The 3,647-nt window shown below is 75.4% G+C and carries 3 protein-coding genes; 2 read left to right on the top strand and 1 reads right to left on the bottom strand.

Features of this window, described 5'->3' with window-relative positions; genetic code table 11:
* Both AC0CYZ_RS23045 and AC0CYZ_RS23040 read left to right on the top strand, forming a co-directional pair.
* On the top strand, window positions 1-1,012 hold a 1,012-nt coding region (locus tag AC0CYZ_RS23045; RefSeq protein WP_472219655.1), incomplete at its 5' end, for an MFS transporter.
* Window positions 1,009-1,536, top strand: a complete 528-nt coding sequence (locus AC0CYZ_RS23040; protein ID WP_472219653.1) for an OsmC family protein — start codon at window positions 1,009-1,011, stop codon at window positions 1,534-1,536. The genes AC0CYZ_RS23045 and AC0CYZ_RS23040, both read left to right, overlap by 4 nt.
* Window positions 1,537-1,560: 24 nt before the next feature.
* Here AC0CYZ_RS23040 and AC0CYZ_RS23035 read toward each other — a convergent pair whose 3' ends face one another.
* The gene (locus AC0CYZ_RS23035; protein ID WP_472219651.1) at window positions 1,561-3,147 is read right to left on the bottom strand and encodes a globin domain-containing protein; all 1,587 of its coding nucleotides are present in this window, start codon (window positions 3,145-3,147) and stop codon (window positions 1,561-1,563) included.
* Window positions 3,148-3,647 lie beyond the last annotated feature (500 nt).

The following is a 3,647-nucleotide window of genomic DNA, read 5'->3' as shown; positions in this document are numbered from 1 at the left end:
GGTGTGGGGCGCCGCGCTGGGGGCGGGGATCGCGGTCGGCCCGCTGCTCGCCACCGGCGCGCAGGAGATCGGGGGATGGGCGGCCTCGTACTGGCTGGAGGCGGTGCTCGCGGTGGTGCTCGGCGTCGTCGCCCGCTCCATGCTCGACGAGTCCCGCGCCGAGCGGCCGCGGCCGGTCGACGGGCCCGGGGTGGTGCTGCTGGCGGCCGGCGTCGGGGTGCTGCTCACCGGCCTCGTCGAGGCGCGCGGCGGGCCGACCCGCCCGCTCGTCGTCGTCCTGGTCCTCGGTGGGCTCGTGCTGCTGGGGATCTGGCTGGTCGTGGAGCACCGCCGCCGCGCACCGATGATCGACCCGGAGCTCTTCCGGTCCCCGCCGTTCCTCGCCGCGACCCTCGGCGCGCTCGCGACCGGTGCCGGGATCATCGCCACGACGTCGTTCCTGCTGACCGTGATGTCGCGGGGCCTCGGCGCGTCGCCGGTGATCGGCGCGGTGATCCTGCTGGCGTGGTCGGCCACGGGCGTCGTCACCTCGCTGCTCGCGCGGCGGCTGCCGGTGTCGATGAGCGGGCGGATCCAGCTGGCCGTCGGGCTCGCCGTGGTCGCGGTCGGGCAGTTGCTGCTGCTCGGGGCCACGCCGGACTCCTCGCCGTGGCGCTACGTCCCGGGCCTGCTGGTCGCCGGCATCACGAGCGGGGTGGTCAACTCCGCGCTGGGCCGCGAGGCCGTCGCGAGCGTGCCGCCCGGGCGCGCGGCGATGGGCAGCGGCGCGAACAACACCGCCCGCTACGTCGGCTCGGCCATCGGCACCACGGTGGTCGCGGTCGTCGCGACCCGCCCCGGCCTGCCGCCGGGACCCGTGGGCCTGCTCCAGGGGTTCGACACGGCCGTCCTCGTGGCCACCGCCTTCTCCCTCCTGGGCGCGGTCGCGGTGTTCGCCTGCCGGCCCCGTCGCCGGGAGGACACGGCGGTCCCGGACCAGGCAGACTCGGGAGGATGGACAAGGCAGTCATGAGCAAAGAGCAGCTCGCCGAGACCCAGGGCCCCCTCAAGCAGCAGTACCGTGACGATCCCGAGTCGGCCACCGTCGTCCTCAAGGCGGACGGCGACCTCGACGGGTCGGGCATCGCGTGCCGCGTGCAGACCGCGCAGGCGATGGTCGAGGCCGGGCTGCACCCGGCCACCGGCGGCACCGGTGAGCTGCTCTGCTCCGGGGACATGCTGCTCGAGGCCCTCGTCGCCTGCTCCGGGGTGACGCTGCGCGCGGTGGCCACGTCCATGGGTGTCGAGGTCCGCGGCGGGACGATCCACGCCGAGGGCGACCTCGACTTCCGCGGGACGCTCGGCGTCGCGAAGGACGCCCCCGTCGGCTTCAAGGACATCCGGCTGTCGTTCGACCTCGACACGGATGCCGACGACGAGACCCTCGCGACGCTGCACAAGCTGACCGAGCGCTACTGCGTCGTCTACCAGACGCTCGTCCACTCGCCGCAGGTCTCGCTGGACCTCTCCACGCAGGGGGCCATTGCGCAGGCGTGAGCCGTCGCCGACGGGGGCCGTCGGTCAGTCGGTGTGCTGCGGGTCGTGGTGGATGTGCGTGAACGGGGTCCCGGCCTCGACCATCGCGGCGACGGTCGAGCGCACCATCGCCGGCGAGCCGGAGACGACGACCTGGCGGTCCGCCCAGGCGCCGTAGCGGGCCACCACCTCGCCGAGGGTCCCCGTCTCCGCACCGTGGCGGCTCCCGTCCTCCTCGACGACGGGGACGACGGTGAGCCTCGGGTGGTCCTGGGCCATCCGGCGCAGGGAGTCGATGTCGTACAGCGAGTCCCAGGTGCGGCCGCCGGCGAACAGCGTCACCTTGCGGTCGGAGCCGTCGAGGAGGATCTGCTCGATCAACGCCCGGGCCGGCGTGAGGCCGGTGCCGCCCGTGACCATGAGCAGGTCGGCGCGTGAGCGCGGGTCCAGCGTCAGCTGCCCCATCGGCGCGCCGATCCGCCACACCTCGCCGACGGAGACGTGGGCGACCATCGCCCGGCTCACCCAGCCGCCGGGGACGGTGCGGACGTGGAACTCGAGCACGCAGTCCGACCCCGGTGCGTTCGCGGGTGAGAGCGTGCGCCACATCCGCGGCCGCTGGGGGATCTCGACGGAGACGTACTGGCCGGCGAGGTAGGGCACCGGCTGGCTGGTCTGGACCCGGATGACGGCGACGTCGGGGGTCACCCGGCGGTGCTCCACGACCCGGGCCATCCACACGGCCGGGCCCTGCACGGCGTCGGCCGCCTCGGACATGACCCGGGAGAGCAGGCCGTAGGCGCGCAGCCAGGCGTCCTCGGTCCGCGCGTCCCAGCGCGGCCCGGAGATCTCCTTGAGGGCGCCGACGAGGGCCTCCCCGACCTTGTCGTAGTGCGCGCCGACGACGCCGAACTTGCGGTGGTCGCGCCCGAGCTGGCGCAGGAACACCGCCAGCTCGTCCGGGCGGTCGACCATCTGCACGAAGTGGATGAGCGCGCGCAGGAGCCGGGTCCGCTGGACCTCCATCGAGGCCGGGAAGAGGTCCCGGGTCTCCGGCGCGATCTGGAAGAGCAGCCCGTAGAACAGCTGGGTCAGCTCGCCGGCGCGTGACGCGATCTCCGCGAAGCTCGCGCGGACGACCGAGACCATATCGGCGGTGTCGGGCGCGGGGGGCGCGGCGCCCCAGGAGCCGGACGGACTCCAGGTGTCGGCCGGTGCGCGCGGAGCCGGTGGCTCGAACGGGGCCGGCGACTCGTACGCGGCCGGCGCGGACAGGGCGTCCAGACCGGGCGTGGCGAGCCGGTCCATCGGGGGCGGGGCGTCCCGGGGGGAGGGCGTGTGGTGCGGCGGGGCGTCCTCCCACGACGGCGACGGCGAGGGCGCGAGCGGGGTGGCGTCGGTCGTCGCGCCCGCGGGGTCGTCGTCGTCATCGGGGCGGGCGTGCCGGCCGCGGGTCGGGGCGCTCGCGCCCCGGGCGTCGGGCGACGGGCCGGTGGTCGAGCCGTCGTCGCGCCGGTCGTCGGCGATGTCGAACAGGGAGTCGTCCGGGTGGTAGGACCCGTACCCGGACCGCCCGCGCCACGACGCCGCGGCGCCCGTCGACCCGAGGCCGAACGCGTTCGGCCCCGTCACCGGGTTGCGTTGGAGCCCGCCGGTGTCCATCCGGCCGTCGCGCGCGTCGGGGAGGGGCCACTCCGGCTCACCGGCGTCCTGCGGGGGAGCCGAGGGTCCGGCGAGACCGTGACGTCCCGGGCCGGGGCCGTCGTTCCTCGCTGCGGACACTCCGGTCGACTCCCATCCGACGACGACGCACGCGACCCCGGCGGGGGACCTCCACCGGTGGATTCTGGCGCGCGACGCTACTCCCCGTTCCCACCCGGACGTCCGCCGAATCCGGTCGTGCGGTCAGTGCACGCACGAGACCGACGAGCGGCGACGGCGGTCCGCGCGTTCCGGCGGCGATCGACGCACGGTGAGCGTCGGACGGCGCTCGTGTCTCACTCCTGCGGAGCGTCCTCGTCGGACGACGACGGCCGGTCCGCCCTCCCGGTGGTCGGCTCCTGCGGGGCCCGGTCCGCCGGGGTCCCGTCGCCGGGGCCGGTCGTGGTCGGGAGCGTCGAGCGCTGGGCCAC

It is taken from the genome of Actinomycetospora sp. (assembly GCF_055612215.1).
This window is presented reverse-complemented; position numbering and strand designations above follow the sequence as displayed.

What these genes read in the sequence shown, in the direction of transcription:
- AC0CYZ_RS23040 (WP_472219653.1), top strand. Translation starts at nt 1,009, where the DNA reads ATGAGCAAAGAGCAGCTCGCCGAGACCCAGGGCCCCCTCAAGCAGCAG.